Annotated in this window: 19 protein-coding genes; 10 read left to right on the forward strand and 9 right to left on the reverse strand. The window is 59.6% G+C overall.

The features are described 5' to 3' along the window. Positions 1–16 precede the first annotated feature (16 nt). From EKH80_RS06035 to EKH80_RS06050, 4 genes are all read left to right on the forward strand, one after another. Positions 17–2,113: a flavin monoamine oxidase family protein gene (locus EKH80_RS06035; protein WP_230473449.1), complete on the forward strand. Its 2,097-nt coding sequence runs from the start codon at positions 17–19 to the stop codon at positions 2,111–2,113. 569 nt (positions 2,114–2,682) lie between these two features. Continuing rightward, positions 2,683–3,702 (forward strand): peptidoglycan-binding protein, encoded by a 1,020-nt coding sequence (locus EKH80_RS06040; protein ID WP_126683818.1) that lies wholly within the window; start codon positions 2,683–2,685, stop codon positions 3,700–3,702. Positions 3,703–4,110: 408 nt separating this feature from the next. Continuing rightward, positions 4,111–5,136 carry an alpha/beta hydrolase family protein gene (locus EKH80_RS06045; protein ID WP_158628763.1) on the forward strand — a complete coding sequence of 342 codons (1,026 nt, stop codon included), beginning with the start codon at positions 4,111–4,113 and terminating at the stop codon, positions 5,134–5,136. A gap of 147 nt (positions 5,137–5,283) precedes the next feature. Then, positions 5,284–6,732: a YyaL domain-containing protein gene (locus tag EKH80_RS06050; protein WP_126683820.1), complete on the forward strand. Its 1,449-nt coding sequence runs from the start codon at positions 5,284–5,286 to the stop codon at positions 6,730–6,732. A 75-nt stretch (positions 6,733–6,807) separates the two neighbouring features. Here EKH80_RS06050 and EKH80_RS06055 read toward each other — a convergent pair whose 3' ends face one another. From EKH80_RS06055 to EKH80_RS06065, 3 genes are all read right to left on the reverse strand, one after another. After that, on the reverse strand, positions 6,808–7,215 hold the full coding sequence (locus EKH80_RS06055; protein ID WP_126683821.1) for a hypothetical protein: 408 nt from the start codon (positions 7,213–7,215) through the stop codon (positions 6,808–6,810). Between the two features lie 18 nt (positions 7,216–7,233). Continuing rightward, positions 7,234–7,887, reverse strand: coding sequence for a glycoside hydrolase domain-containing protein (locus EKH80_RS06060; RefSeq protein WP_158628764.1), 654 nt, complete (start codon positions 7,885–7,887; stop codon positions 7,234–7,236). A 310-nt stretch (positions 7,888–8,197) separates the two neighbouring features. Beyond that, on the reverse strand, positions 8,198–10,912 hold the full coding sequence (locus EKH80_RS06065) for a GAF domain-containing protein (RefSeq protein ID WP_158628765.1): 2,715 nt from the start codon (positions 10,910–10,912) through the stop codon (positions 8,198–8,200). Positions 10,913–11,154: 242 nt separating this feature from the next. On the opposite strand from EKH80_RS06065, the gene EKH80_RS06070 reads away from it, so the two are divergent. Together EKH80_RS06070 and EKH80_RS06075 are read left to right on the forward strand one after the other, a co-directional pair. Further along, positions 11,155–11,499, forward strand: a complete 345-nt coding sequence (locus tag EKH80_RS06070) for an ArsR/SmtB family transcription factor (protein WP_126683824.1) — start codon at positions 11,155–11,157, stop codon at positions 11,497–11,499. Then, positions 11,489–12,007: an SRPBCC family protein gene (locus EKH80_RS06075; protein WP_126683825.1), complete on the forward strand. Its 519-nt coding sequence runs from the start codon at positions 11,489–11,491 to the stop codon at positions 12,005–12,007. The genes EKH80_RS06070 and EKH80_RS06075 overlap by 11 nt, the downstream gene beginning before the upstream one ends. A gap of 109 nt (positions 12,008–12,116) precedes the next feature. On the opposite strand, the gene EKH80_RS06080 is transcribed toward EKH80_RS06075, so the two are convergent. From EKH80_RS06080 to EKH80_RS06090, 3 genes are all read right to left on the reverse strand, one after another. Further along, complete coding sequence (locus tag EKH80_RS06080) at positions 12,117–12,803, reverse strand: hypothetical protein (protein WP_126683826.1); 687 nt, start codon at positions 12,801–12,803, stop codon at positions 12,117–12,119. Positions 12,804–12,812: 9 nt separating this feature from the next. Further along, the gene (locus EKH80_RS06085; protein ID WP_126683827.1) at positions 12,813–13,295 is read right to left on the reverse strand and encodes a hypothetical protein; all 483 of its coding nucleotides are present in this window, start codon (positions 13,293–13,295) and stop codon (positions 12,813–12,815) included. Between the two features lie 290 nt (positions 13,296–13,585). Then, a complete protein-coding gene (locus EKH80_RS06090) occupies positions 13,586–14,386 on the reverse strand; it encodes a nucleotidyltransferase domain-containing protein (protein WP_126683828.1) in 801 nt (266 codons plus the stop codon). A 609-nt stretch (positions 14,387–14,995) separates the two neighbouring features. On the opposite strand from EKH80_RS06090, the gene EKH80_RS06095 reads away from it, so the two are divergent. After that, complete coding sequence (locus tag EKH80_RS06095; protein ID WP_126683829.1) at positions 14,996–15,214, forward strand: hypothetical protein; 219 nt, start codon at positions 14,996–14,998, stop codon at positions 15,212–15,214. A 40-nt stretch (positions 15,215–15,254) separates the two neighbouring features. On the opposite strand, the gene EKH80_RS06100 is transcribed toward EKH80_RS06095, so the two are convergent. Further along, positions 15,255–16,013, reverse strand: a complete 759-nt coding sequence (locus EKH80_RS06100; RefSeq protein ID WP_230473450.1) for an HAD family hydrolase — start codon at positions 16,011–16,013, stop codon at positions 15,255–15,257. 180 nt (positions 16,014–16,193) lie between these two features. On the opposite strand from EKH80_RS06100, the gene EKH80_RS06105 reads away from it, so the two are divergent. Further along, a complete protein-coding gene (locus EKH80_RS06105; RefSeq protein WP_126683830.1) occupies positions 16,194–17,093 on the forward strand; it encodes a CPBP family intramembrane glutamic endopeptidase in 900 nt (299 codons plus the stop codon). 139 nt (positions 17,094–17,232) lie between these two features. Here the strand turns inward: EKH80_RS06105 and EKH80_RS06110 are convergent, their stop codons facing one another. Next, positions 17,233–18,432 carry an acyltransferase family protein gene (locus tag EKH80_RS06110; protein ID WP_126683831.1) on the reverse strand — a complete coding sequence of 400 codons (1,200 nt, stop codon included), beginning with the start codon at positions 18,430–18,432 and terminating at the stop codon, positions 17,233–17,235. A gap of 151 nt (positions 18,433–18,583) precedes the next feature. Here EKH80_RS06110 and EKH80_RS06115 point away from each other — a divergent pair, with 151 nt between their 5' ends. Then, entirely contained in the window at positions 18,584–19,459 is an 876-nt protein-coding gene (locus EKH80_RS06115; protein WP_126683832.1) for a LytTR family DNA-binding domain-containing protein, read from the forward strand. Between the two features lie 157 nt (positions 19,460–19,616). On the opposite strand, the gene EKH80_RS06120 is transcribed toward EKH80_RS06115, so the two are convergent. Next, entirely contained in the window at positions 19,617–19,799 is a 183-nt protein-coding gene (locus EKH80_RS06120; RefSeq protein ID WP_329955469.1) for a hypothetical protein, read from the reverse strand. 242 nt (positions 19,800–20,041) lie between these two features. On the opposite strand from EKH80_RS06120, the gene EKH80_RS23765 reads away from it, so the two are divergent. Beyond that, entirely contained in the window at positions 20,042–22,096 is a 2,055-nt protein-coding gene (locus EKH80_RS23765) for an eCIS core domain-containing protein (RefSeq protein ID WP_158628766.1), read from the forward strand. The last annotated feature ends 380 nt before the right edge of the window (positions 22,097–22,476 follow it).

A 22,476-nucleotide genomic window follows, 5' to 3' on the forward strand; every position in this document is an offset into this window, starting at 1 on the left:
ACCCGAGGGCTCGACCATGACGCAAAAAACCTACTCGATCTTCGGTGCCGGTGCCGCCGGCCTCTACACCGCCTGGCGGCTGCTGAACGGCCAATGCAAGAAGGCCAAATTCGCCTCCAGGCAGCTGAAAAAGGGCGACGTGCTGGAGCTGTACGACTGGGGCCGCTACGATTTTTCCAAGCGCCACCAAGGTACTCGTGCGGCGGGCGCCCGCGTCTGCACTTGGCATTACAACAACGACAGGACCGATTCGTACGTCGAACTCGGCGGTATGCGCTACTCCTACTGGAACAGCGCGCCGACCAAGGAATTTCCCGACCCGAACAATGGCCTGGCGCCGGGCCATCGCGTGGTTTCCGCGGTAATCTCGATGCTCGGCCTGGAAAAGTATTCGGTGCCGTTCAACGTCACCAATAACCAGCTGTTCTACCTGCGCTCACGCAACTTCTATCTCAACAACATCGGATCGAACACGCCCGCACCGTATGCGGTGAACAACTTCGGCGCTTCCACCACGCCCGACCAGGGCTTCACCATCGTGCAGGACCTGGCGACGACCAAGCCCTGGGAGAAATTCACGCGCCGCGACTGGTGCCGCTTCTACCAGAACGGAAGAATCACCGCGCAGCTGCCCGAATCCAGCGTCTTCCAGCAAGGCGACTACCTCAAGGACGTCGGCTACTGGAATTTGCTCTACGATCAGCTCGGGGCGGAAGGCTTCGATTACGCCGCCGACGGCAACGGCTACAGTTCCAACGTGATCAACACGCATGCCGGTGTTTCGTTCAACATCAACAACGAGTTCACGCCCGGCAGCCAGTACCGCACGCTGTCGATCGGCTACTCGGGCATGTTCAACGCCTTGTTCGACGAGATCGTGAAGCTCGCCAAGGCCAAGGGCATCGATTTTCGCTATCACCCCGACACGCGCCTGCATTCGATCCTTTGGAAAGCGGGTAAGGCGTTGTTTACCTACGCCGAGCGCAGCAATCCCAACATCGCCGCCGGCTCAAGCGAGGCTGACGCGGCATGGATGGCGATGCCGCGCGCAGCGATAGATCTGGTGGCGCAAGCCACGCGCTTCCACACGCCGGCGCGTGGCGAGGTGGACGTATTGAACCACGAGAAGGTGAACCTGTACCTGGAATCGACGATCATGCAGCCGTCGTACAAGGTGGGGATGTTCTTCCACCAGCCCTGGTGGGCTCCCGACATTGAAAACCCGGCGCCTTATCCCGCGCAGATCATCGGCTACACGATCACTCCGGAAACGATCGCCACGCTGCGCACGCTGAAATTCCCCGCTGCCACGCTGAAGGCAATGCAGACGCTGGTCGACGTGCCTTACACCTCCGTGACGGATATGGCGGCGGCGATCGAGAACATTACTGAGCAGGCGCTCACCATCGCGCAGGCCAAGCAGCTGGCCGTGGTCTCGCGCAACAACACCATCGGGCCGAGCGTGAGCAATTCGCCGATCCGCATGGTGGTTTATTTCGGCAACAACGCGACCGAGCAGAAGCAGAAGCCCGTTTACGGCATCCTCGCCAGCTATGACGACGAGGACAACACTGCGTTCTGGCAGGAACTGGAACTGGGGCCGAAGCATCAGCGCGAGATACCGGTTTCGCAGGACACCCAGCCGCTGGAAGGCCCGCGCGTGGTGCCCAAGCGCATGGTGAAGATGCTGCGCAAGATGCTGGCCGAACTTCATTTCGGTCCAAACTCCGATTACTCTGCTGTGCCCGAGCCGCTGCAGGCCGCCTACATGGATTGGTCGCTGCCCCCGTTCAACGCCGGCTATCACGAATGGGCGCCGCATTTCGGCATCGGCGACGTGCAGCGCAAGATCCGTAAACCTTCGCAGCTGATCGACGGTGCCGACGCCGATATCTTCATCGTCGGCGAGGCGTATTCGAACGACCAGGCCTGGGTGGAGGGCGCCTACTGCACGTCCGAATCGGTGCTCAACGATTTCTTCGGCATCGAGCCGATCATCGACGATCACGAGTATCCCTTCATCTGTCCGGAAGGATCGACCGACGAAACCAGCGAGGAGCTGGAGAAGCTACTGCGCAAGGCGGGGCCGCGGAAGGATCCGGAGGTGGTTTGAGGAATCGCGTGCCTGGGCTGGCCAATATCTGCGTCCTCCCCTACGTGCAGTAGGGGAGGGCTGGGGTGAAGCAAGCTTGCACGAATGCCTGCTATGACCTCACCTTCATTCCCGCTTGCATTCGCTTGGGAGCGTCGCTCATAGAGGGGCGTCCCGAATATCCGACGAGCACGCCGAGCTCAGATGGATCGGGACAATAGCCATCCTTCACGCCAAGGTCACTTGCCCAATGAATTAAGGCTGAGTTAGCCTTGACACCTGGGGAATTCATTCAGGGAACAGAAATCCACACCGACAGGGACTGATGACGTCGATACCCGATCCAGGGCAGGTAGCCGCGGGCTTTCATAGCTAGCCGACTGCGACGCATTGCGTCGTTGCGGTCGATTGCGCAGCTGCCATCCGGTTCATACGCCGACCTCGTTCCCTTGCACAGGGGCAAAGCTGTTGCCTGATTTTCCTTATCCGGCTTCCGGAAGGCTGGATGGTGACGTGCGCCCAAAACAAACCATGCCATGCACAGGCATTTTCGTCTGCTCAATCCGTTATCGAATACAAATGGAGTCGTTATGCGAATCGGTCAATTGAAATTCTCCCTGTTGGCGCTTGGCGTTAGCGCCTGCTTGTCGCTTACCGGTTGCGCCGACATGCAGGTCGGCGGCGGCAAGAATCCGGTCGGCGGCTCCGCCGGCGGTGCCACCAGCACTGGTGCGGCCACAACGCTCGAACATTGCGACCACTCGCTGGGTACGCTGGCAGTGGAAGAGAACACCGGCGATCCGTGGTATGCGGTCTTGACCGGCCAATACCATCTGCCTTCCACCGTGCCGCTGATCCGCCTGATGGTCCAGCAGAGCAACTGCTTCGTAGTGGTGGATCGCGGCCAGGCCATGAATTCGATGATGGGCGAACGCAGCCTGGCCGCTTCGGGCGAGTTGCGCACGACCAGCAATATGGGCCGGGGCCAGATGGTGGCGGCCGATTATGTCGTCACGCCTTCCATCCAGTTCTCGCAAAATACCGGCGGCGGCGCCGCCGCGCTGGCGGGTGTAGCTGGCGGGTATGGCGCGATCATCGGTGCCGTCGCCGGATCGATGAAGACCAGCGAAGCGTCGACCACCATGATGCTGACCGACACGCGCTCGGGCGTACAGGTGGCAGCGGCGCAGGGCAGTGCCAAGAATACCGATTTCGGCGCTGGCGGCCTGTTCGGTCGTTTTGGTTCGGGCGGCGCTGCCATGGGCGCTTACAGCCAGACACCCGAAGGCAAGGTGATCGCGGCGGCCTTCCTGGATTCCTATAACCAGATGGTCAAGTCCGTGCGTCAGTACGCACCCCAGCATGTTGCCGGCGGGCTCGGCAATGGCGGCAGCCTGGCCGTGGATGGCGCGAGCAATCCGACGGCGGCGGCCTACTCATTGGCCGATGCACAGCGCAAGCTCTCCCAGCTTGGCCTGTACACCAGCAAGGTCGACGGCATGCCCGGCCCGGGCACGACCCGCGCCATCAGCACGTTCCAGAAGGCCAATGGCCTGCCGGTGACCGGCCAGCTGGATGCGGCAACGGCAAGCGCCCTGCAGGCGCGCTAATCAGCGTTGTTGAAAACCTTAGCCGGAGAGCTTGCGGGCTCTCCGGCCAGTCGTGACGAGCCGCCTTAGGGCGGCTTTTTTTCCGCATCTTTCAGTCAGCGATACATGCACGATCGGAAGGCAGGTCCATCCATGGCATAGGGGTGTGCGCTGTTACTTCAGTCATGTGCCGATCGACACACGCTTATGCATTACGAGCTCTATACAGTGAAGTTGTCCCTCCCCGGCGGCACAGGATTTGTCGGTGTCTTGGGGGAGGCGCTGTCGGCAAGGTGCATGGGCATGTTTCGAGTTTCAGGGGCACACCTTGCCGTTATCCACTAACGCGAGTGAATAATGACGTCTTCAGGGCATTCCTTCGTTCGGTTGCTGCTCTTCTCGGTGATCGCGCTTTTTGCAGGGGCTTGCATGGCGGGGGCCTCCGAAACGACGCCCTGGCACCAGGATGACCCCGCCAAAATCGCCACGCGCGAAATTTCCTTTGTCAGTCACGGAACCAGGCTGGTTGGAACGCTCAGCTATCCCGAACGAAATGGCGTGCTGCCGGCGATCGTGGTTACCCACGCGGCTGAAGCCCCGACGCGCGACTTTGGCTTGTATCGCCATTTGGAGCAGGACCTGCCGCGTCTGGGATACGCAACCTTTGTCTATGACCGGCGTGGCAGCGGTGCATCCGCAGGAAACCTTGAGGATACCGATTATCAACTGCTCGCCGATGATGCGGTGGCTGCGCAGAAAGCGATTGCCGGCGACTCGCACGTCAATCCTCATGCCATCGGCTTCTGGGGATTGAGTCAAGGTGGCTGGCTGGCGGTACTGGCGGCTTCCCGCAGTCCGGATGCTGCCTTTGCGGTATCGGTCTCCGCGCCCTTGCAAACGCCAGCCCAGCAAATGGCTTTTGCGGTATCCAACATACTCAAGACGAAGGGCTACGACGACGACAGCATCCGCAAGGCCATCGATACCCGTTACGCAGTGGAGAACTATCTGCGCGGCAAGGTGAGCACCGCGGATGCCCAGGCTGCCTTGGACAAGGCCAAGAACCAGCCGTGGTTTGCCGACATCTTCATGGGGCCGACGGTCAGTGGGCATCCGGAGCAGTCACGCTGGCGCAAAGAAATGGACTACGACCCGATCAGTCCATTGGCCGCATTGAAGGTGCCCGTGCTGGTCCTGTTCGGCTCCGATGACCCCTGGGTTCCTGTGCAGGATTCACTGCAAGGTCTCGCCAACCTCAAGCCATCGCACCCGAATATCGACGTCCATGTGATTGCCGGGGCAGATCACATGATGATGCCGCCGCCCCGGACCAACCCGATGGCGTACGACCCCAAGACGCTCAAGGCCCAGGCGCCCGCAACGCCGGCGTACTTCCTGACGTTGGCCGATTGGCTGGACCGCTCCGCACGAAGCAAGCCCTTGGTCAGTCACTAGCCGCGTAGGCTGGGATGAAATCCCAGCATCCTCCGTGGCACGAAGCTGGGATTTCATCCCGGCCTACGCGATGGTGGCTCGGCTGAGTTACCCTGCAAAACCTTGCCATGTGCTATTCCTCGACAGTCGTGTAGATGGGGAATACGTGTGACCAAGTGGATAGCAGCTCTTCTGGCCCTGTTTGCAGTCGGGGCCGTCGCCGAGCCCGTAAGCTTTAACCGAGCCGGCTCGGAGGCGGTCGATGCGATGGTGCACGTCTTCTACACCGGAGACGGAAAGTGGCGGGAATGCGCGGCCAAGGATTGCCATGCATCCAACCAGGACTGGGGCGTCGACTCGATGACCTACGTCCTTTGGCTGGATTGGAAAACGGCCAAGGACGCAAAGGTTGCGCCGCTGATGAGCGCGCTTGCGCAAACGGCGCCGTCCTATCCCGCCCCCTGCACCGAAGGTGTGGCGTGCAGCTCGTGGAGCGACGTGCCGGAGTGGGATTCGATCGCGGCGTCACGTGAATACGAAATTACGCACGATGCCATGGCTTTGCAAAAAGCACGCGCAGCCTTCGACTTTGTCGAACATGCGCAAGTCTTTGCGCGTGGCGCTTGTCCAGCAATCAACTACCAGCTCGCCGACGGCGGGACCAATCACCTCAAAACCCTTGAAACCGATGCAAATGCGGTGAAGGCCGCAATCTTGCTCTACGAAACCACCCACGAGCAACGCTACCTCACATCGGCATTCACGCGCTATGCGTCGATACGCCGTTACTATCTGGACCCGAAAGTGCCGCTCTACAGCGTGTACGTTTTCGACAACGGCACAAAGTGCGAACAGACCCCGCACCGCTTCTTCGCTTCGGTGAACGGCGACATGATCTGGAATGGTTTGCATCTCTACAACGCCACGCATAAGGCAGCCTATTTGAAGGAATCGCTCGCCACCGCACGCGCAGTGGATGAACGCCTTTCCGACGCGCGCGGAATCTTTGCCGATCTTCAAGCTGAGAACGATATCGCCGAACCCCTGATCGAAGCCTTCTACGAACTCGCGACTGAACGCCATTTCCAACCGGCACGACAATGGTTGTTGCGCAATGCAGCGGTGGCGTTGTCCGTTCGTGCGCACGACGGTACATTCGGGCGCTTTTTCGACGGACCGGCGCCCACCTCACTGACCAGCGTCTGGCAAAGCAATGGCGGATTCGCCCTGGCGGTCGCAGTGGCGGCAGTCGCTCCGAATACAACGGCACCAACGAACAGCGATTGGCTGGGCGCGCATTTTGTCGCGCGCGACATCACGCTGACCTCGGAGCCGATTGCCTTCGATGGCTCGGCTGTCGCATTGATCGGAACGATCGGAGATAACTGTTGCGAAGCCGGGCACGCGCGCGTCGTCGTCGACGGTATCGAAACGTTCGATCAAACCGGCATCTGGCAAAACAAATCCAGCAGCGGCCGGCCGACACCAGACGCAGTTCTATTCGCGTGGCGCTGGCCCAAGACCGGCCATCATACGGTCCGCTTCATGCCTGGGACTGAAAACGCCAAGGAAGGCGGGGCTTATCTCCACCTCGGCGGTTATTGGGTTTTGCCCTAGGGCTCCGCGATCAAGTATCGAAATTTCGCCAGACAGCAGTGGGCCTGCGCTGGGATGACCACGAAGTAAGGGATATCACGGTCGAATGCGCTGTATGGCCAGCTGCACTTGCCCCCAGTTGTTCCAATAATAGCCTTCGCGGTCGTTGGCAAACACGAACAGCATACCGGTGGATTGCGCGATCAGCTGGGCGGATCGGCCTATCGGAAAGGCCTGGTCCAGATCATCCGTGCCCGGTTCCTTCCCGTCCGCGACTATGCACCCCATCAGCCGAAAGTATCGGTCTGCGTCGCGAACGCGGGGAGGGTGGTTGAACGCATAGAACAAAGGCGCAGGGTAACCTTCGGCAGTGCAAGGAATGAATGCGTCGACCCAGGTGCCGGTCGATGCAAAGATCAACCGGTCTCCCTTGTCCACTTCCAGGGCGGTGGCCACCCACGGCATGCAGCTCGGTACCTGTACCGTTAGAGAGGTTATGGTCATAGGGACGCTTGTGCGCCTTTATTGCGAGGTAACGGTTGCATTCAGTCCCAGCGCATCGGTCTGAGCGTGATCGACATCCAATTCGTTGCCGCTGGCATCTTTCAGGACATGTTGAAGCAACTGGAACCCTCGATAGGCCACATTGGTTGCCGAAGGCGCACGCCAATAGTGTTTTGTGCTCAGTTGAAAATAGAGCTGTTCGGAGGTGAGCCCGCAATCGAAGCCTACATAGATACCGGAAACGAATCCGGCCTGGCTTACCTGGTCAAACCACCGGTTGCAGAACCCGAGAATATCCGAGGCCGGGGTCCCCGCCTTGACGCCTTCCAGATCGAGCCAGACGGTCGTGCCCGTTGCCAAGCCTGCATGGGTGGACGCTTGAGCTGCAAGCAGGCCCCATTCCTCACCCATGTCGGGTGTGGGCACGAAGCTTGAGGTTTCCGTAGCTATGCTGCAATGCTGCACGGCTCCAAGCCATAAGCCCGCTGCCAGGATTTCTTCGGCTTCGTCCTGGATCAAATCGGTGGTGCCCGGTGAAAAGGGATTGGGAACATAGCGGATGCAAAACTTATATCCCTTGCGCGCGTAGTCCCTGGCCTGGTTATAGCTAAGCCTGGAGCCGGCGTGGTCGAATCCTATGGAGCCGTTCGGTATGGCGATGGCGGTTGTCATCTGCATTGTCCCTAGTTGTCGGATGCCTCACTCTCACCCTTGCTGGTGCGGTTGCGCAAAACGAGTCAGCAATGAATGGCCAAGCGTATATCCCCCTAGCGGCTGCTTTTTGCCGCATCAGCATGAAACCGGTTGGTCCCCTTGCTACCACCCTGGAAATGCATTGCGCACCTCTGAGCGGCATCCTATGCCATGGCTGCCGTAAAGCGCCTGTGAAGCTTGCGTAACAAGAAGCCATCGTCGCTTGAATGGCGATGCGCTTCCGAAGCACAGCTCAGACCGTGCAAGACCTCTGATCTGACGAAGCCGATCACAAGCCGGCGGACTTCCCTGGCCGGGTTTTCGTTTCCCTTTGCAGCGTGCTGCTGGAGACCGGGATCGAAATACGGCATGTCACACCGTCGGGTCCGAATGAATAAGAAGTCTTGGCGTTGAATTGATAGGGCAGGGCCTGTTCGATCAGTTCGCGGCCCTGGCCTTTGCGGCGCGGGGCGGCACTTCCCGTCGGCATGGTCACGCCGGTTTCCCGCCAGTCGATGTGCAGCCACGGCCGGTCGTTCGAACCGATGGGCTCAAGCAGCCAGGTGACGGCGAGGCGCCCCTGCGGTTGACTGAGCGCGCCATACTTCACTGCGTTGGTCGCCAGTTCGTGCAGCACCATCGCAAGCGTCTGCACGGTGGAAGAGCGCAGGCGCACGCCCCGCGGGCCGTTGAGCGTAACCCGCCCGGGGCTGCCTTCCATCGCCTCCATTTCGTTGCGGATCAGGTCGTCAAAGGTCACGCGATCCATATCGTTGACCCGCGAGAGCAGGCCCTGTACGCGCGAAAGCGCCTCCAGCCGGTCGCCGAAGCGCGCATGGAAGTCTTGCAGATCGGCGCTGGCGTACGCAGTCTTCTCGGCCATCGAGCGAACCACGCCCATGATGTTGCGGGTGCGGTGCTGAAGTTCGGCAATCAACACCTTCTGGCGCTCTTCCCATTCGCGCCGTTCGGTCGTGTCGACATTGGCGCCTATCATCCGCACTGGCCGTCCCGCATCGTCGTAGAAGAAGCGGCCACGGCCGAGCAGCCAATGGACCGATCCGTCCGGATGGACGACACGGAATTCCTGGATATATTCCTCGTGCGTCTCCATGGCGCGTAGAACTGCCGTCTCGGCAGCACTGCGGTCGGCCGGATGAATGCGCGCTGCCCAAGCCTCATAGCTGGGACTGACCTCGCCCACGGCATAGCCTTCCATGCGGAAATGCTCGTCCGACCAATAAACCTCGCCGGTGGTGACTTTCCAATCCCACAAACCGAGCCGGCCCACTTCCGCGGCGCTGCGTAGTCGCTCTTCGCTGTTGCGCAATGTCGCCTGTTCCCGTGTTCGCTCAATGACGCGGGCGATCTCGTGCGCGACAAGATCCGTCTGCCGCTGTTCCGACTCACTGAAGCAGCGCGGCGCCCGGAAATGCGTGGACAGCATGCCCAGCGGTTCCCCCGAGGCCGACAGCAGCGGCGTGGATTGTAAGGCGCGGTAGCCGGCCGCACGCGCCACCTCCCGGTTGGGTGCGCAGTCGGGGTCGGTTTCGATGTCGGTGACGATTTTCCGTCTGCGTCCGGCCAAGGCCAGGCCGCAGGCCGAAGGTTCGCTTGCGTCGACTTGTGCGAAGTAATCGAGGAATGCCGGTTCAAAACCGCTCTGGACAGCAATGCGCAGAGTATTGGTCTCGGCGTCGTAGAGCTGCACATTGCCGAAATCGGCACGGTGCAGTGTCATCGTCATATCCAGCGCCGCTTTCAGCACTTGGGTGACGTTGGAAGATCCCGATGCGATCGTGCTCAGTTCGTGCAGGGCCTGCATGGCGGCCAGTTCGTCCGAAAGCGCTGCCTCCGCATGGGTCCGCTCCAGCGTCAGCCAGATGCGCTCGGTGACCTCCTTCACCAGTGTCACTTCGCCTGGGGACCAGTCACGTGCTTGCTGGTGATGTACGCCAAGCAAGGCGAGCAGCCGGCCATCCTTGATCAGTGGAACCTTTATCAAGGCGGCGATATTGAGCGCGTCGTATGCCTGCATCTCTTGCTGCGTAAGATCGGTGCTGGCTTTGATGTCTGGGATGACCAGCGTGCCGCCTGCATGCAGTACATCGCAAAAGACATGCCCGAAATCCTCCAGCCGGTAGCGTCCGATGATCGAGCCTGCCCGGTCGCTCCCATATTCCGTGCCGACCACGGCCATGCCTGCCTGGTCGATCTCTGCGTAGAACACGCGGTCCACCCCAAGAAACATACCCAGCTGTCGTGCCGCTGCGGTCTGGATCCGTGGCACTTCCGACAAGGGGCGCAGTGCATCGGAGAGCCTGAGCAGGAACGCTTGCCTTTGCTCGCTTCGAACACGCTCCTCATTCTCTCTATGGCGGGAGATGATGATCGCCGCGGCCTGGGTGATGGCCGAAGCCAACTCATAATCACGCGCCAGGGGTTGGTGCGGCTCTCTGAAATAAAAGGCAAAGGAGCCGACCAGCCGGCCGGCGGAGGTCTCCACCGGAAATGACCAGCAGCCTCGATAATCGTATTCATGGGCCAGCCATAACCAAGGTTGCCACCGAATATCCTCAAGCACATCCGGCGTGATCACCGGCTTGCCGGTGGCGACCGCAAATCCGCACGCGACCGATTCCGGCGAAATCTTGAAACCGTCGACGGCCACTGCGTAAGACTGCGGCATGCCCACTACATGACAGAGCGTGTCGCCCTTTTCGTTGGCAATGTAGAAGGCACATCGAGGACTGTCATCGGCCAGGCGAGCTGCTGCGCTGGCCAGAATGCCCAGCGAAGTTTCCAGCCGCGCACCATTCATCTCCGCCTGGAAGGCTTCTTTTTGCGCAACCAGGCAAACCTCCTTCACGTGCAAATTTTCTTCGCTCGCATGCAGAACGGCCTTTGCTTGATCGAGATCCTCCAGCGCCTTGCGCAGCTGTTCATAAGAGGATGTTTCTACGCTATCGCTGTTGCCACCGAAAATGGTTTCGCTAGGAATCATGGACATCACCTTTCGGCAGCTTGCCGGCTGTAGGCCGGGATGCATCGACAGCGCTCCAATTTTCGTGCTTGTGGCGTAAACGCAAGGTCTAATGCCAGGCCAATGTTTGTCGTGCGCCTCGATCGCTTTTTTGATGAAGCATCCGGTCTCCAGCCCCCTGCGTTTCAAAGCATCGAATTCAACGATGGCCCATTCAGCGTGACCGCTTGCAGGCGTGGACGGTCGAAGCTATAGTTATCCATATGGCTAACAATGCAATGGCGTTGGACTCGATCTTCCACGCGCTTGCCGACCCAACGCGCAGGGCCGTCATTCAACGGCTTGGCAGAGGGCCTGCAACGGTGGGTGAGCTGGCAGAGCCTTTCGATATGGCGCTGCCGTCCTTCATGAAACACGTGGGGATACTGGAAAGGACCGGGCTGATCCGTTCCAGGAAGAGTGGCCGTATCCGGACGTGCACGCTCGAACAAAAGAACCTGGCGGCCGCCGAGCGCTGGTTTGCGGACCAGCGCGCGACGTGGGCAAGCAGGTACCAGAATCTTGATGGCCTCTTGGAAAAACTGACTGGAGAAGACCGTGGCAGCTGAACTTCAATTCGAATTCGACGTCGACAAAGAAAAGAACAGCATCATCGTTAAAAGGGAGTTTGCGGCAGGCCGTCGACTCGTGTGGGATTGCCATACGAAGCGTGAATTGCTCGATCAGTGGTTTGCGCCCAAGCCGCTTACCACCAGAACTAAGCACATGGAGTTCAAGCAAGGAGGCTATTGGCACTACGCCATGATCACGCCCGATGGGCAAGCTTTCTGGAATCGCCTAGACTATCAGGCGATCAACCCGATCGACGGCTACGCTGCCCTGGACGGTTTTTGCGATGAAACCGGAACTGTGAACCCCGATATGCCAAGATCGCGTTGGGACGTCTCTTTCACCGATGCGAAAGAGCGGACCCTGGTGACGACGGTAGTGCTGTACAACTCGGCGGATGATGTGCAGAAGGCCATCGACATGGGCTTGAAGGACGGCATGGCCTCCACGCTCGAACGACTTGATGAGCTGTTGGATGCCATCGGCGCAACGGCAGAGCAGGTCTAAAGCGTAGCTGGGATGGTGATCGTAGGCTGGGTTGCAAAACCCAGCATCGCCATGCACGCACCTGCGCGATGCTGGGATTGTCATCCCAGCCTACCGAAGGCCGCATTCTTCAATGCGGTGCTCGAGGGGTGGGCGTGGCTCCTTCCGTCGCGACCTGGTCATGCGCATTGGCAGGACTTGGGGATGCGGCGGTCTGGAGGCCGTGGCCAGGCCCGGCGGGAGGACTCCCGGAAGGCTTTTTCGATGGCTTATCAAGCAGGGCGATGACCTTGTCCACTTCGTCCAGCTTGACGCTCAACCTAAGAATAAGAATCAACCACGCCACGGCGGTCAGCAGTGCCGTACACGCCAAGGCTGAAGCAATGTCTTTCGGCGACGATGCCAAACCAGCAAGCTGGAAACGGTCGGCGGGAAGCACTTCGCCAAGCAGGCCTGCCACGAGCGAAACTATGCTGAAGTACACGGCGGCAAGCGTCGACTGAACATCCTGACGTCGAAAGACGGCTTGCTTCTTCAGGAACGAGACCACGTCCTGCACCGGCTGCTTTGCCTTCAACAACCGTTCCGTCGCCAAGGAAAAATTGTCCATGATCGACTGGGCGATTTGCACGGCCACCAAGGAAAGGGCTACCAGAGTTCCTGCGACAGGGACGGCCACCGACAGTAACTCCTTGCTGTCCAGCGTGAAGAATCCCCAGGGCGAGCGTATGGCCAGGCCCAGCGTCGCCACTGCGATCGCAACATTGGACAGGAAGAACGTGGCTTCCCCGGTTTCTTTCAGAAACAGTCTCTTCATGACCCGACGTCAGCAACCATCAAGACAGCGCAAAAAGGCTTCCCTATCCTCCGGATGACGATCGCGGCAGTAGGACAGGCATCCCATGGACGTGGCGGCAACCGGTTGGTATTTCTTGAAGATGTTGTTCAGATGCCTGGCGCTGTCGGTGATCATGCCAAGGGGCGTGGACACGACTTGGCCCGCGAAAGTCCCGAAACCCGATAGGTCTACCCATTCAGGGCGGTTGACCAAGGCATTGACGACGAGTGAAAGATCCTGATCCGCTTTTCCCCTGATCAGCGGTGGTTGAATGAGTTGTGCGAATCCGGCGGCGGTCACGGCGAGTTCCCACATGCCTTGATCCTTGGCTGCCAACGCCAACGGCCATATTTGGGAATTGAAATGTCCCGGCCCGCTGGGCTTGGGCCACAGCCGTTCGTTCCATTCGAACCAGTCCTCCGCCAAGGCACGGTACTGATCGAGGTCTAAGGGCGGATGCTTCTCGGACATGGCGGAATCTTCCTGTATGTCAGCGATGCTGGGTGGATGGATCCGCGATGAACCTTGGGAACCTGTCGCCAAACGGCATGGAGCGCTTTTCTCTCAAGCCCAACCCGCTCATGCTGTGTACCGGCCAGATAGGCGAGCGGCCACGCATTCAGGCATACAAGGCCCGCGAACTGTGGTTCCGAAAACGTGAAGGCAGTGTCAAACCCGGCTGCGTGAGGCAGCCGATGACTGGTAGCGACGGCGGGTCCATGGAAGCGGCTGGGCTATTGAGACGACCCAGCCGTTTTGGATTACTGCGTGGCACCGATGCTCTCTTTGAGGTGGCTGAAAAGAGCCTCGGGCATCTGGCGCACTACCTCTCGGGGAGGTTCATCACTGCGCAGATCGACGTACAAATCAATAGCTGCCAACAATGCAGCGCGTGCTGACACTGCGTCGTGCGTTGCCACCGTGCGAGCCAGCTGTGCACTCGCACGGACGTCCATCGATTCCATGCGCCGCACACCGCGCTGTGGACGACCGGCTCGCCGGTGCAGCATCGGTCCAAGGACTTGTTCGCGAAAGAAGCCAAGGATCCCGATGGTCTCAAACAACTCGCCACGCGCGAGCTTGGTTGCACCGTAGTGAAGCCAGATCCAGGCCCGCTGCTCAAACCACTCCGGTGTGAGGTTTGGCCAGGCGATGGTGGCGGCATCAAGCAGTGCCTCGGTGTGCTCGAGATTGCGTGCAAATAGCACCGCAGGCCGTTCGACCAGCCGGCCAAGACCTGCAGACGTCACGAACTTCAGGTCGACGTGTATCAGGGAGGGCCCATACAGGCAGATCAACAACCTTGGTTCACCGACGTGTTCCCCGGTGAATGCCGACAGCAAGTCGCCGATACGATGCGCGAATTCCTGTCGTGAGGCCATGACCTCCGGGTATGAATCGTCTTCGACGACGATGACAAAGTCCAGGTCGGAGTGCGGATCAAAGCCGCCGTGGATGTACGAGCCGCCCGCCAACAGGGCATTGAGTCGCGTGTCTCGCGCAACCTCTGAGCGGACCCTTTCCAAAAACTCGGTATGCAATTGAGGGATCGTGCTGGGCATTTTGGTTTCTCCAAGCCAGCAGTTCAGGTTACAAGGATGGGAAGCAGGCACACAAGTCCCTGTGTCGATAGGAGCTGATGCCGACATTTTCAGTCCACAATGGTTGGCGAATCGGGAGGATTGCTTGCCCCGGCAACGCCTGACGCGTTGGCTCGGCCTTCGCCGGAATGACGGCTTGCGCCGAGCAAAATTCACGCAGCGGGCGCAAACGGAGCACAATGACCCAACCCACGGGCGCCTGCATCTTAAGGTGTGAAGGTGCGCGCCACTCGCCAGCGTAAGGTCGGAAGATTCGCCCGACCCAGTGGCGCGCTCATAGCAGCCGGAGTAACGCCCGGTCGCCCGTGGCTCGGGTGACGAAGTTGTCACAGATCCTGCCCGGGACGCCTCCACCCGTAGGTTGGCGCAACGGAAGATCGTCTATTCTGGAGCGGCTTGAGTGCGGCACGCAGGAAAGTAATGGCAGTGTTTGGACTTTATGGAAGCTGCTCCGGCCGGCCTTGGTGAAAGGCCACCCCTATCTATCGAGGATGTCGTGAAAACCTCTTATGAAAGATTCGACTACAAATAGGTCGTAAAAGGTGGTTTTTTGATTGGGATGATGGATTAATGACTAAATATGTTTCAAATATAAATGATGCTCGTCGCAAGAAGCGCGACAAGGCGGCCCTTACGTCGAAGGAGATCAAGGAGCGGGCCAGGCAGCGTCTGCAAAAATATAGGGGAATTTCAAAGGACGAGCCTGCCAACCTAGCGTCGGGTGACATGGATAAGATGCTGTGCGAAGAAGACGGCGATGACGACGACACAGAAAAAGTGATGGGGTGAATGCCCGCCCTCGGCCTGCAAGGCGGGCGTCACTTGCCAGCTACAGACCGCGCAAAAGGTCCGGAAGCGACGAAAGGTTTTCTATCACGTATCGGGGCGTCGTATGGCGTGCAGCGCTGGACTGTATAAGTGCCCACGGACCCCGGCGTAAAAATACGGAAATCAAGCCAGCCTGTTGTGCAGGTTCGACATCGTTATCGAGTCTGTCGCCTACGTAGGCAATCTCGGAAGCATCAAGCCCATGGGTCTCGGCAATGAGACGCTCAAAAAAGCCGATGTCCGGTTTTTCGATGCCCCATGATGCAGAAGAAGCGATGATATCAGCCGGAACACCCAGTGACCGGAGCGCTTGCTCGGCCTCCATCGGTTGATTGCCCGCTATGCCGACTATCAAGCCGGCTTCGCGCAATAGTCGCAGGCAAGGTACGGCATCTGGATAAAGGTCGTGCGCGGTAACCGAATAGATGGTTCCCGCCAGCTCACGCTCGCGGCGCAAAGCGGCAAAATCTACGCCTGGCCGCACAGTCTCGAACACTCGTTGGTGGTGCTGGCCGTGCGCGATGACAGCTCCGAGAGAGGCATGGAACGAGAACCGGGAAACGCCGAGATGATCGGCCCACTCGTTCCAATCACGACTTTCATCGACCAAAGTTTCGCCGACGTCGAAAAACACGGCCTTTATTGGCATGGGGAAGGGAGGGGGAAATGTCAGGCAATCGATTTTCGGCGATTCGTGCAACGTTGTCGAATACCGGCGGGTGGCTGCCTGCCGTCGATCATGGAAGATCTGCGACCACACACACTCTCGATCAACATCAGCGCGTAGGCTGGGATGACAATCCCAGCTTCCCACATGGCATTTCGATGCTGGGATTGCCATCCCGGCCTACGCGATCGCCTTGAATCAGCATGAGTATGATTCCCTCCGTCATGACGTCCGGCACTACTCTCCCTGCATGGCAATGCAGAGTATGCCGGCATGAATCGACTCTCCTCTTCCTTGCGCGCCGGCCTCGGCGTGATCCTTTCGCTGCTGCTGTATGTCGGGTTGCTGCTGGCTGGTAATTTCGCCATCGGCTGGCTGCTGCGCGTCGCTCACATCAGTACTTACCTGACGCCAGGCCTCAATCGCTCGTGGTTGCTGCTGGGGGAGGTGAAACTAGTCTGCGCTGTTCTGCTGGCGACCCTTGTTATGCAGCGGATCGAGCGCCGCCCCTTGCGAGCCTATGGTTGGGGTGGAGTGCGTCCACTACGCACCCTGCTGATGACTTTTGTGGTCGGCGCAGTCTATGTATCCCTGCTAGTCGGTCTGCTGGCTGCTTGCGGACTCGCCCAAGTCCACGCCATGGCGTGGAGTTGGCCCATGCTGGGATCGGCGTGCATATGGCTGGTCTTTTTTTCCCTGGTCGCCTTCAACGAGGAATCCATCCTGCGAGGCTATCCGCTGTTTCGCATGTTGCGAACTTGGGGGCCGTTGCCTGCGGTGCTAGTCAGCTCGCTATTGTTCGGGGCTGCCCACTTGGGCAATGCGGGCGAAAACCCGCTGGGCATTGCCACGGCGGTCGTGGTGGGTTTGGTGTATGGCTTGGTGATTGTGCGCACCGGCTCCTTGCTTTGGGCCATAGGTTTCCACGCCGGCTGGGATTGGACTCTGACGTGTTTTTGGGGCGCGGCCGATAGCGGTGTTCCCACCGAGGGATCGGTGATGCAGCTCACTCCCAGCGGGCCGGCATGGCTATCGGGTGGTGCTGCGGGACCGGAGGGCAGCCTTCTATGCGTAGTGCTGCTGATCGTGCTGGGCCTGGCGATTGCATGGAGAATGCGCAGGCGTGAAACGCCCAAGCTGGATGCTTCCTCGATGATTACTGAGTGTGACTGAGCGCGTAGGCTGGGATGACAATCCCAGCTTCCCACGTGGGCATTTCGGTGCTGGGATTGCCATCCCAGCCTACGCGCTGCTGGCGTAAAACAGGAATCGCGCCACTGCTCATGGCGCGATTCGGGTGGCACCACAAGCTTCAGGCAATATCGTCAGCCATGCGCGGCATCATCGGTACTGACTTGACAGCCGTCGCACGTGGCATCGCCTCCATTCCGAACAGCGGCCGCAGCCAGCCCACACGGCGAATCAGGCACTCGTGCAGCAACGCGCAGCCGCCGACCGTGCAGGCAATGATCAATACAGGCTCGGCCACCGGCCCCAGCCCCAGCGGCATCAGCTGCCAGGCGAACAACAGCAGCAGGCTCTGGTGCAGCACGTACCACGGATACACCGCATCACGGGCGTAGGGTAGCCAACGGAACGGGCGGTTGAGATACGCATGACCCCAGCCAAGCACCGCACAGATCGCCGTCCACAGGTAGGCATAGCGCAGCGCGTGCACAATCCACCAGGCCACTGCCGGAACCGAGTCGGGCAGCAGGCGAATGCCGGCGAGGTAAAGCGCGAAGCAGGCCAACGCCGACGGCAGGGTGATGCGGCGCAACCGTGCCAGTTCCGACCAGATGCCGGCGTCGGTGCCGAGCAGGTAGCCGTACAGGAACATGCTGAAGTAGAGCGCATGGGCGTACCAGTCGCCCCACAGCGTGCCGGTGATCGGGTAACGGTCGGCCAGCAAGCGATCCCAAACGAACAGCGGGACGACCGGCAGCAGCAGTAGTGCCGGGCCACGCAGCTGCAGGAAGGTGGCACGCAGGCGCTGGCCGGCTGACGATTCCAGCAGCGGCATCAGGCCCATCAGCAGCATCGTATAGACCCACAGGTAAGGCAGGTACCACAAGTGGTTCCAGGTGAAGCCGAACTGCCAGCCGGTGAAGGCGCCGGCCGGCCACGGACCGCCGCTCCAGTAGCGCAACAGGAAGTGGCCGAAGCCGGGTTGCACCAGGTGGTTGGACAGGCCTTGCACATAGGGCTGGATCGGAATGACCACCAGCATGCCGAACGCCAGCGGCAGCAGCAGGCGCACGGTGCGCTTCCACGCCATGCCGCCCAGGCTGCCCCGACGGCGCATGAAATTCACCGCCAGTCCCGAGATCAGGAACAGCAGTTCCATCCGCCAGCGGTTGAGGAACAGCATCGGGTCTTGCAGCCAGGCGGCGATGTGACTGCTTTTAAGATGGAAGTCCCAGCCGTCCACGTACAGCATGGCGGCGTGGTAGAGGATCAGCAGGCCGAAGGCGAGGACGCGCAGGGCGTCGATGTCGTAGCGGCGGTTCATGGTGAGGCTCCGTGTCCGTGGCTGGGAAGTGGAGCCAGCTTCGGCCTGTCGGCGCGGGGTGTCGTGCCTCAAGTGATTGTTTGCAGGGCTGTTGTGATGAGCGGTGGATGGCAGGGACGGAGGTGGGTGGCGTTTTGCGTAGAATCCGCCCATGCAGACACCCCTTGGGTTCGACACCTTCCTGCGCTGGCGACGTCCGATCGAGGTCGGGTTCTGGATCGCGCTTCTAGCCTTGAACGTAATCTTCAATAGCATCGACACTCGCATCGACCACGCCGGCCGGATCGCCCCCTGGGAACCCTGGGTGTGGGAGACGAGCAGTGCGCTGGTGATGCTGGCGCTGCTGCCGGCGGTGATCGTCGCCGAGCGGCGCTGGCAGATCCGTTTCGACACCTGGCCGCGCAACCTGCCGTTGCACATCCTGATCAGCGTGCCGTTCAGCCTGATCCACGTCGGGGGCATGGTCGCCTTGCGCCGGCTGGCCTATGCCGCCATCGCCGGCTGGCCCTACCGGTTCGGGGCGTGGTGGATCAATTTCGGCTACGAATACCTCAAGGACGTGCGCAGCTACTTCTTGATAGTCAGCGTGCTGATGCTTTACCGCTTTTGGTGGCTGCGCCGGCAGGGCGAGGCCAAGCTGCTGGTGGAACCGGAAGAGGGGCCGCCGGTGGAGCCGGTGGAGCGACCCGAGCGCTTCCTGGTGCGCAAGCTGGGCAAGGAGTTCCTGATCAACGCCAGCGAGATCGAGTGGCTGCAGGCGGCCGGCAACTACGTGAATCTGCATGTGCGCGGACGTGACTACCCGCTGCGCAGCACGATGGCTGGCATCGAGGCGAGGCTGGACCCGGCGCGCTTCCTGCGGGTCCATCGCGGCTACTTCATCAACCTCGACTACCTCGTCGAAATCGAGCCGTTGGAGACCGGCGACGCGCGCCTGCGGCTGCGCGACGGCACTACCGTCCCATGCAGCCGGCGCTACCGCGCTGCGCTGCGCGATCGTTTTGGCCAGCCGGTCATGGCGGAGTGACCGGTAAAAGATAATTGTCTTACGCGCTGCGTAGGCTGGGATGACAATCCTAGCATCGGCAGGCCACATGGAAAGCTGGGATGGTCGTCCCAGCCTGCCCGCCAGGTGATGGGACAAACTCACACAACAAGGGCACGTATGTTCGGTAGATATGACTCTACACGTGCGGCGCGCATCCTACGGCCAATGCTTTCAAAGTAGCCAGGGTGTCCTGCATTGCATCGGGCTCCAGCGGCTCGACGTCTCTTGCCGCCTGTTCCAGTCGATCCGCCAGCGCCAACGCCACCGGCGCCTTCAGTGAGAATGCGGCGTCCTTCGCGCGTTGCGCAAAGCGGACCATTGAATTTTTGTCTTGCCTCGCCAGGTCCTGCTCAAACCGCGTCAGTTCCTCTGTGAGGTGGGCTTGGTACATCTGGCGTAAAGACGCTCGGACTGACGGATCGGTCACGCCACTAAAGTAGCTGGGTACCTTCGCTGCCCGGCGGGCGGATGGCTTTACCTTTCAGCATTTTGCTGATGGTTTTCAAGGGGGAAAGCTCTTAATGTGGCTTTCGGATTGATGACTAACCTACGGGGTCCTGCATGAAGGAGCACGTCCTCTCCCGGCAATCGGCCCACGAAACCCTGCGGCAACAGCAGAGGACCCCAGCGACTTCCAGCGGCGGCTTGTCGCTGCAGCGGAAGAACGGGGCAGCCTTCGGAGGCAGCCCCCGCTTGATGGTGCAGAGGCAGGCCCGGGATCGCCTTCAGGCGGGCTCTCGTCAGGCCATTCAGCGGCAGCGCCTTGATACCCTGCAGCGGGCTTCGGCGGGGCCTTCTGCAAAGAAAACGGGTGGCACAGGCGGATTGCCGGACCGGTTACGCATGAACATGGAAGCCATGTCGGGCATCGCGCTCGACGATGTGCGCGTGCACCGTAATTCAGGCCAGCCGGCTCAACTCAACGCGCTGGCCTATGCCCAAGGCAATGATATTCACCTCGGACCTGGGCAAGAACAGCATCTGCCGCATGAGGCATGGCATGTAGTGCAACAGAGGCAAGGACGCGTAGCGGCCACTGCGCAGCTTGCAGGATATGCGATCAACGACAATGTGGGACTGGAGCGTGAAGCCGATGCCATGGGAGCGCATGCACAGCGTGGCATTGATGTGGCCCAACCGATGCGATCTGGCGAAGCGGATGAACATGCGCGCTCTATGCCATCCATTGCGAGTGTCACGGCCCAGCGAATGGAAGTGGCGCAGCTGTTACGTCTTGAGCACAAAGGAATCGGCGGGCTGACGCACCTGGTGGAAATGACCGAAGAAGGCAGCATCTACGATGATGTCGATTGGCGCAGGAACGAACGGGAGGAAGTCAGTTCCGGGGATTTGCTGATGGTCGACCTGGACGATGCATGGTATTCACGCCGGGGCATGCATCAGGAGGACAATTGGGAACAGGATCGGACCGGAGAGCAAAAGCATCTTTGGCTCAGTGTGCTTGAGCTCAACCACCAGCAATTGGATGGCGAGCGCTACGTGCGCGAAGAAATGCTTGTCGACGGATGGGAAGACATTCCCAAGTCCATGCACAGTATCTGGATTCAAGGGGACTATGAGTCAAACCCGGAGGCCGTGCAAGGGCTCGAGACCCGGCAGGGTGCCGATATGTACGGATGGGTGAATATGGTGTGGCTGTACAACTCCGGCATGGAGGAAGGTGGCTTCAGCTCCGAACTCCAGACGAAAAAAATGGAGGTTCACACGGAGACGTTTGCGCCGGTATTGAAGCGAGGCTTTGTGCAGGAAATGCAGAAGTGGCAAGACAGTGGCCTGATGCCGGAGTGGGTTGAGGGCTGGTTGCCCATTCTGAAAATCCTGCTTGCCAAGAAGTCGTATATCGCCATGAGCGACATCATGCGGATGATCATTCTCTATTACGAGGGTGGCGTTTATATGGACGTGAAAATACAGGTCCAGTCGGGCAAGGCGAAGTTCAAGGATCGCCCCATGCTGCTGATCAATACGGCCAATTTCTATGCTAAGGAAAACTGGGCCATCATGGCGAATGCCGGCTGCCAAATGATCGAGGCCATCATGACGCAAGCATTGCAACAATTTCCCTCGGTCGAAGAGCTGGAAGGCTATCCTGAAAATTATCAACAGGAGCCTGGCAAGGAAGGGCGGATGCACGTCAACCTGCACGAGCGCCTTGGTGTGTGGAACATCGTCGAAAGGTATCGACACCACGACTACGGGCTGGATTTTCCCTTGAGAAATCCACGGCCCGTCAATTCCTGGTCCCATTCTTATGAGGATCGCCCCTGGAACGTCGTATGGGCCGAAGCGGAGTCGGTAAGAGAGGGAGAGTTGAGCGACGTTCAATCAAAGCTTGCTGGACTGCGGACGGAGCTTAGGGTGCTGGAGGAGGCGATGCTTATTCCCGTGCATTTGCGGCCCACCCTTTCGAAAATGACCGAAGAACAGTTTGCAGAAATCCCCCAAACGATAGAGACACTGAATGGTAAAATTGAGCTACTGACTCTTGAGGTAGAACAGCTGAGCAGACCCACGCCCCTGGAAGAGCAGGACGACGACGACGATGACGACGATGACGCTTTCGCGAAGTTGATGGAGTCTATGCCGAAAATATGAGGGCGGGGCATGGACAGGAAAGTTGGTGAAGAGTCTGAGGCTTCTCCGCGGTTTTTAGTCCATAACCTTCAGCAAATCAGGAAGATAGCTTATCGCGACCATGCGCGTGGAAGTGGCTTTGAATGACTTCAGTCAGCCGTCATGCGTGATTTCCAACAACTGATGCGCGATCTGTTGGAAGCCCATGACAAGTGATTGTTGGATGATCGGTTGCCGTTAAGGCCAGAGCCACGGGCGCTCCTCTGGTCGTCAGTGCACCTCTATCAAGCAGCGCCCTTTCTATGGAGAGAGAACGTTATGAAGAGCTTGTTCGTCAGTTTGGCTTTGGTCGGCCTGGCGCTGACTGTAAGTGCCAGCGGCACTCCTAGTGCAAAAAAGCC

Source organism: Dyella choica, assembly GCF_003977665.1.
GTDB lineage: Bacteria > Pseudomonadota > Gammaproteobacteria > Xanthomonadales > Rhodanobacteraceae > Dyella_B > Dyella_B choica.

Coding starts and splice junctions, on each gene's coding strand:
- EKH80_RS06035 (WP_230473449.1), top strand. CDS start 17: ATGACGCAAAAAACCTACTCGATCTTCGGTGCCGGTGCCGCCGGCCTC.
- EKH80_RS06040 (WP_126683818.1), top strand. CDS start 2,683: ATGCGAATCGGTCAATTGAAATTCTCCCTGTTGGCGCTTGGCGTTAGC.
- EKH80_RS06045 (WP_158628763.1), top strand. CDS start 4,111: ATGGCGGGGGCCTCCGAAACGACGCCCTGGCACCAGGATGACCCCGCC.
- EKH80_RS06055 (WP_126683821.1), bottom strand. CDS start 7,215: ATGACCATAACCTCTCTAACGGTACAGGTACCGAGCTGCATGCCGTGG.
- EKH80_RS06060 (WP_158628764.1), bottom strand. CDS start 7,887: ATGACAACCGCCATCGCCATACCGAACGGCTCCATAGGATTCGACCAC.
- EKH80_RS06065 (WP_158628765.1), bottom strand. CDS start 10,912: ATGATTCCTAGCGAAACCATTTTCGGTGGCAACAGCGATAGCGTAGAA.
- EKH80_RS06070 (WP_126683824.1), top strand. CDS start 11,155: ATGGCTAACAATGCAATGGCGTTGGACTCGATCTTCCACGCGCTTGCC.
- EKH80_RS06080 (WP_126683826.1), bottom strand. CDS start 12,803: ATGAAGAGACTGTTTCTGAAAGAAACCGGGGAAGCCACGTTCTTCCTG.
- EKH80_RS06085 (WP_126683827.1), bottom strand. CDS start 13,295: ATGTCCGAGAAGCATCCGCCCTTAGACCTCGATCAGTACCGTGCCTTG.
- EKH80_RS06090 (WP_126683828.1), bottom strand. CDS start 14,386: ATGCCCAGCACGATCCCTCAATTGCATACCGAGTTTTTGGAAAGGGTC.
- EKH80_RS06095 (WP_126683829.1), top strand. CDS start 14,996: ATGACTAAATATGTTTCAAATATAAATGATGCTCGTCGCAAGAAGCGC.
- EKH80_RS06105 (WP_126683830.1), top strand. CDS start 16,194: ATGAATCGACTCTCCTCTTCCTTGCGCGCCGGCCTCGGCGTGATCCTT.
- EKH80_RS06110 (WP_126683831.1), bottom strand. CDS start 18,432: ATGAACCGCCGCTACGACATCGACGCCCTGCGCGTCCTCGCCTTCGGC.
- EKH80_RS06115 (WP_126683832.1), top strand. CDS start 18,584: ATGCAGACACCCCTTGGGTTCGACACCTTCCTGCGCTGGCGACGTCCG.
- EKH80_RS06120 (WP_329955469.1), bottom strand. CDS start 19,799: ATGGTCCGCTTTGCGCAACGCGCGAAGGACGCCGCATTCTCACTGAAG.
- EKH80_RS23765 (WP_158628766.1), top strand. CDS start 20,042: ATGAAGGAGCACGTCCTCTCCCGGCAATCGGCCCACGAAACCCTGCGG.